The 5933-nt window shown below is 64.4% G+C and carries 6 protein-coding genes and 1 pseudogene; all 7 read right to left on the reverse strand.

Going from position 1 to position 5933, the window contains the following annotated elements; genetic code table 11:
• Positions 1-258: 258 nt before the first annotated feature.
• The 7 genes and pseudogenes from QZ588_RS17490 to QZ588_RS17520 all read right to left on the reverse strand — a co-directional run bounded on the left by QZ588_RS17490 (position 259) and on the right by QZ588_RS17520 (position 5271).
• Positions 259-897, reverse strand: coding sequence for a DegT/DnrJ/EryC1/StrS family aminotransferase (locus QZ588_RS17490; protein ID WP_295544346.1), 639 nt, complete (start codon positions 895-897; stop codon positions 259-261).
• Positions 898-1018: 121 nt separating this feature from the next.
• Positions 1019-1456, reverse strand: a pseudogene (locus QZ588_RS17495) (aminotransferase class I/II-fold pyridoxal phosphate-dependent enzyme); the annotation flags it as partial.
• 30 nt (positions 1457-1486) lie between these two features.
• Positions 1487-1735, reverse strand: a complete 249-nt coding sequence (locus QZ588_RS17500) for a DUF2442 domain-containing protein (protein ID WP_295544341.1) — start codon at positions 1733-1735, stop codon at positions 1487-1489.
• Positions 1719-1961: a DUF4160 domain-containing protein gene (locus QZ588_RS17505; RefSeq protein ID WP_295544342.1), complete on the reverse strand. Its 243-nt coding sequence runs from the start codon at positions 1959-1961 to the stop codon at positions 1719-1721. Before QZ588_RS17505 ends, QZ588_RS17500 begins: the two co-directional genes overlap by 17 nt.
• A gap of 4 nt (positions 1962-1965) precedes the next feature.
• Positions 1966-2976: a UDP-N-acetylglucosamine 4,6-dehydratase (inverting) gene (gene pseB / locus QZ588_RS17510; RefSeq protein ID WP_295544343.1), complete on the reverse strand. Its 1011-nt coding sequence runs from the start codon at positions 2974-2976 to the stop codon at positions 1966-1968.
• A 24-nt stretch (positions 2977-3000) separates the two neighbouring features.
• Positions 3001-4824, reverse strand: coding sequence for an ABC transporter ATP-binding protein (locus tag QZ588_RS17515; RefSeq protein ID WP_295544344.1), 1824 nt, complete (start codon positions 4822-4824; stop codon positions 3001-3003).
• A gap of 69 nt (positions 4825-4893) precedes the next feature.
• Complete coding sequence (locus QZ588_RS17520; RefSeq protein ID WP_366929606.1) at positions 4894-5271, reverse strand: UDP binding domain-containing protein; 378 nt, start codon at positions 5269-5271, stop codon at positions 4894-4896.
• Positions 5272-5933 lie beyond the last annotated feature (662 nt).

Below are 5933 nucleotides of genomic sequence, written 5' to 3' on the forward strand. Positions count from 1 at the left end.
CGTGAACCCAGCCAGGGCTGGTGGCGGTGACCGTTGCGAACGTGGTGATGCGGGGGCGTGCCGGGAATGGTGGACTGGCATGTTCGGCTCTGCTGTGTTTCAGCACCATATCGCGCGCAGCGCGGGCAATATCGAAAATCTCTAAATCGTCGGCATCCTGCAAGCCAAGGAAACTGCTCGGCGTAACAGCGCAATGTTAAATCTTGCGGCCTCTTGCGACTCCCCTGGCCCTTTTGGCGTCTGCTAGCGGACAGTTCGTTAGGCAGATGGAGATGATACTGGGTCTGGCAAGCCCGCCGCCAGCTGCAAGCAGACCTCATCTTGCTGCGCCTCGGTCAGCTTGGGAAACAACGGCAGGCTGATGGCGCGTGTGTAATAGGCCTCGGCGACCGGGAAGTCCCCCCTCACGAAGCTAAACTGCTGGAAATCTGGCTGCGTATGCACGGGGATGTAATGGACATTCACGCCGATGCCGGCATCGCGCAGTGCCTGGAAGACGTGGCGTCGTGTCTCGCCATCGCTGACCTGGATCGGATAGAGGTGCAGGGCTGAACGGTGTCTTGGGTCTTGGTCAGGCGTTTGTACCGGCAGGTCGGCGAGCAATCGGTCGTAGCGCTCGGCCAGACGGTGGCGGCGCGCGACATAGTCGTCCAGGCGTTGGAGCTGGCGATGGCCGAGGGCCGCCTGGATGTCGGTCATGCGGTAGTTGTAGCCAAGCTCGATCTGGTGGTAGTCCCAAGGGCCGTCGGGCGGGCCTTGCATCCGGGTCGGATCGCGCGTGATGCCGTGGGTACGCAGGCGACGCATGCGCTCGGCCAGTTCCGGGTCGTTGGTGGTGGCCAGGCCGCCCTCGCCCGTGGTGATGATTTTGACCGGGTGGAAGCTGAAGACGGTGATGTCGCTGTGGGTGCAGGCGCCGGTTTTGGTTGTTGGTTGTTGGTTGTTGGTTGTTGGTTGTTTGGGTTGCGCCGATGGCGTGGCTGGCGTCTTCGATGACCTGGAAGCCGTAGCGTTGGGCCAGTGCGGCGATGGCTGGCATGTCGCAGGGTTGGCCGGCGAAGTGGACTGGGATGACGATTTTGGGGAGCTTGCCTTCGCGCTCGGCTTGTTCCAATTTGGCGGCCAGGGCCTCGACGCTGAGGTTGTAGGTGCGTGGGTCGATGTCGACGAAGTCGACCTTTGCGCCGCAGTAGCGCGCGCAGTTGGCGCTGGCGACGAAGCTGTTGGGGCTGGTCCAGAGCCAGTCGCCGGGGCCGAGGTCGAGCGCCAGGCACGCCAGGTGCAGGGCACTGGTGGCGCTGTTGACCGCCACGCCATGGGCGGCGCCGACGTGGTCTGCGACGGCCTGCTCAAAGCGGGGCACCGCCGGGCCCTGGGTGAGGAAGTCGGAGCGCAGGACGGCCTCGACGGCGGCGATGTCGGCGTCGGTGATGTGTTGGCGGCCGTAGGGGATCATGGGGTGTGGTTTTGGGTATTCGGGCGATGGCTAAGCGACTTGACGACGGTGGTGGGTGAGATCGCCCTGGCCAGCGAGTAGGCCCTCGATGGAGATGTCTTCATCCAGCGCATCCCAGTGAACGCCTCTCGCACTGAGCTCGTAGTCGGCAAGCTGTTGCGGTGTCGCGGCGAGCAACCGTGGGAACCAGACCAAGGGTACGCCCAGGGTGCGACCGTCCGCGAGCTCGATCCAAAGGTTGTCGGTATCCGTCCAGACGCGCTTAGGCGAAGTATTCATTCCAAGCCCTCAGAAAGTTTTCTCGATGTTGCCGGACCAGGCGCTCGATGCGACGCAGGCTGGGCGCGTCGAAGCCGTCATTGCGTGCCAGTTGCACATCGGGTGTCAACCAGAATTTTGCTTCGATGCCGGCGCGGCGGACATGGATATGTGCCGGCTCGCGCGGATTGCCTTCGTTGGCATAGAAGAAGCATTTAAGACCATCGGCACGCAGGATGACAGGCATCCGTCTAGACCGAGAAGCTTGGGTCTAGGTGCTCAGCGATCAGCGCTCGCAGTTGCCCGACGCTGAGGAAGTCCGGGTTGGTGCCGCTGTTGTAAGCATAGCCGGCCGGCACGGGCTTGCAGCCGTTGAGGCTGCAGTAGTGCTCGCGGCTGTACTTGGCCGACTGCGGCAGGATGGCGAAGTAGCGGCCGAGATCGACGGTGTTGAAGCTGTCGCTGGCGGTGATCATTTCTTCGTGGATCTTCTCGCCGGGGCGGATGCCGACGATGGGGTGCTCGCAGTCGGGGCCGATGGCCTGGGCGACGTCGGTGATGCGGTAGCTGGGGATCTTGGGCACGAAGATTTCGCCGCCGTGGGTGTGCTCCAGCGCCCAGAGCACCATGTCGACGCCTTCCTGCAGGCTGATGTTGAAGCGGGTCATGGCCGGGTCGGTGATGGGCAGGACGCCGGTCTTGCGTCGCTCCAAGAAGAACGGGATGACGGAGCCGCGGCTGCCCATGACGTTGCCGTAGCGCACCACGGCGAAGCGGATGTCGCGGTGGCCGCGGATGTTGTTGGCGGCGGTGAACAGCTTGTCGGAGCAGAGCTTGGTGGCGCCGTAGAGGTTGATGGGCGCGGCGGCCTTGTCGGTGGACAGGGCGATGACGCGCTTGACGCCGGTGTCGAGGCAGGCGTCGATGAGGTTCTGGGCGCCGAGGATGTTGGTCTTGACGAACTCGAAGGGGTTGTACTCGGCGGCGGGCACCTGCTTGAGGGCGGCGGCGTGGATGACGGTGTCGATGCCTTCGAGCGCGCGCTTGAGGCGGCTGACGTCGCGCACGTCGCCGATGAAGTAGCGGATGCCGGGGTAGTCTTTGGGGCCGATCTCCTGCTCCATCTCGAACTGCTTGAGCTCGTCGCGGCTGAAGACCACCAGGCGCTGCAGGTTGGGGTAGCGCGCGAGCACGGTGCGCACGAAGGCCTTGCCGAAGGAGCCGGTGCCGCCAGTGATGAGGAGTCGTTGGATGTCGTTCATCTCGAATTCCCTGCGATACGTCGATCAAAGCGCTTGCATGGCGATGAGTTTACCGAAGCGCGACTGTTCGGCGTCCCGGAGTTCTTCGTAACCGCCCTGCTCTACCAGCCGTCCGTGATCGAAGACATAGACCCGGTCCACGTTGCGGATGGTGGAGAGCCGATGCGCGATGATGACCACGGTGATGTGCCCCTTGAGCGCATCGATGCTCTGCTGGATGGCGCGCTCGGATTCGGAGTCCAGGGCGCTGGTGGCCTCGTCCAGGATCAGCAGCTTGGGCTGGCGGAAGAGTTCGCGGGCGATGAATAGCCGCTGGCGCTGGCCGCCGGACAGGCGCAGGCCGCGGTCGCCGACCAGGGTGTGATAGCCGTCTGGCAGGGTGTCGACGAAGTGGGCGATGTGCGCCTGGCGGGCGGCCTCGCGGATGCGTTCCATCAGCAGTTGGTCCTTGTGCGGATCGCCGGCCCACAGGCAGATGTTGTTGGCGACGCTGTCGTCGAAGACGACGGTCTCCTGCGACACATAGCCGATCTGCTTGCGCCAGCTGGCCAGCTGGATCTCCGGGCCCGGCACGCCATCGATCAGCACCTGGCCCTGGCGCGGCTTGAGCATCAGCGTGAGCAGATCCACCAGGGTGGACTTGCCGGCACCGGATTCGCCGACGAAGGCGACCGAGTGGCGCACGGGGATCTCGAGGTCGATGCCCGTGAGTACGTCGCCCAGCTGCGGGTCGTAGCTGAAGGAGAGATCCTTGAGGCGAATGCCTTGGCTCAGCGGGCCGATGGCGCGCGGGCCGTCGGGTTCCTGGTGTTGGCGTTGGGTGGCGAATTCGTCATCCACCAGTTCCATGCTGCCGATCTGTTCCAGCGTGCTCTGCCAACTGCCCTGCATGCCAAGCATGGCGTTCATGCCGCGATAGAACAGCAGGATGGAGACCAGGATGGGTGCCAGCGGTTGCTGCAGGAAGACCAGTTGCACCAGCACGATGCCCATGATGAAGACCACGGCGATGGGCTCGCGTACGGCTTGCGTAAAGGCTGAGGCGATACCGGTGCGGATCTGGTAGCCGGTGAGCCGGCCGATGGAGGCGGTGACGGCGCCGCGCACCTGCGGGGTCTGGCCAGTAGCAGTGAGGTATTTGAAGGCGTGCAGGGTCTGGATGAGCTGTTTGGCGAGGTGACCGTTTTCCGCGGCGGTCTTGCGCGAGAGTTGGCGCACGTAGGCGCTGAGCCAGCGAAACAGCAGCAGGAGTACAACACCGACCACCAGCGCCATCAGCCCGAAGCGCCAGGCCACCAGGAAGGCGAGGCCAAGGTAGATGGCGGCGTTGATGAATTGGCCGCCGAGTCGGCTGAGGTTGTCGAAGGCCTGTAGCGCGCGGGTGATCTGCTCGTTGATCAGGTTGATGAAATGCCCGGTATCCCGGCTGGCGTAGTAGCTGTAGCCCATGCGGCTGTAGTGCACGAACAGTCGGCCTTTGAGTTCCCGCAGCAGTTGCCCGCGCAGGTAGGCGTTGTAGCCCAGTGCGCTGAAGGTGAGCGCGCCCTTGGCGATGAAGGCGACGGTGATGATCAGCAGCACCGCGACGGTGGCGTCTTGCAGGCCCAGGCTAGTGAGCAGATCTTGCAGCCAGGCGGTGATACCGGTGGGGGCTTCGGCTGCCGGGGCGGTGTCGGCGCCCGGGGCTGGCGCGCCGAGGGTTTGAAGCAGCGGCAGCAGCATGAGGATGCCGACGCCTTCGGAGATGGCCGCGATCAGCGTGAGGCCGAAGATGAGGTACATCCGACCGCCCAGATAGGTCTGGAAGATGCGCAGGTAGTGCGGGATGTCTCGGGCGGGGTTTCTCATAGGGTAAAGGTTTCGGGGGACAGGATTTCGCAGCGATGAGCTTGCAGGGGGCAGGCAGTTGCCAGCGGCTCAGGCCTTGACGATATGCTCGGCCGGTTGCTGATAGCGCCCGCGGGTGTCGACGATGAGCGGCGCGTGGGCCTTGATCATGTCGTCGTCGAAGCGGTCGTGGTCGGTGGCGAGCAGCACGCAGTCGGTGGCGGCCGGGGTCTCGGGCGTGAGCGGGACGGATTCCAGGTCGACGTCGTGCTTGCGCATGCGCAGGAACTTGGGCACGTGCGGGTCGGCGTCGCTGATCTCGGCGCCCTTGGCCTGCAGCAGTTCCACGAGCGCGATGGAGGGCGATTCGCGGCGGTCGTCGGAGCTGAGGGTGACCACCTGGTCGATGACCTGGCCGTAGAGAGCCTGGCCGACCTTGGTGCAGGCGGGGGTGCTGCCGCCGAGCACCTTGGGGATGGTGCGGGTGCTGTCGTTGGGGTTGCCGGGGTCTTCGTGCTCTGACGTATCGACCAGGGAGAAGACCAGGAAGAGGTCGGTGCCGACGCGCAGGCCGTTGCGCTCGAGGCGGGGCTTGAGTGCTTCGTCGGTGGTGCCGGGCCAGGTGGTGCTCTCCAGCTAGCGCTGGCTGGCGCCGGGGTGTTGTTCGAGGTGGCGCAGCAGGCGGTATTGGTGTTCGTCTTTGATCGTCACGGCGGGGGGCGGGGCTTCGGGCACGCTACCGCCCTACCTTGCGCATGTGCCGGTATGAGCTGGCGTTGGCTCGGGGCCTGACTGGTTGCGTGCGGCGTGTTCGCGCCTGCAGGTCGTCGCAGATTCCACCATGGTTGGGTCAGGGTTCGCAAGGTGAACTGTCGGTTAGCGCTGGGCGCTGGGCGGGACGGGTTGCGTCTGGTTGCCTTGCGCACACTACAGAGCCGGTGAAGGTTCGGCTGCTTAGAGATAGCGTATTGCGGTGATCACCAGGCCAGCGCTGGTGGCCATGAAGCCGATGAGCCACAAGAAGTGCTTGTCGTGGCGCTTGAGCATTTCATCGAAGCGCTTGTCCATCTGCTCGAAGCGCTTGTCGACCTGCTCGAAGCGCTTGTCCACCTGCTCGAAGCGCTTGTCCA

It is taken from the genome of uncultured Thiohalocapsa sp., from assembly GCF_913062725.1.
Taxonomy (GTDB): Bacteria; Pseudomonadota; Gammaproteobacteria; order Chromatiales; family Chromatiaceae; genus Thiohalocapsa.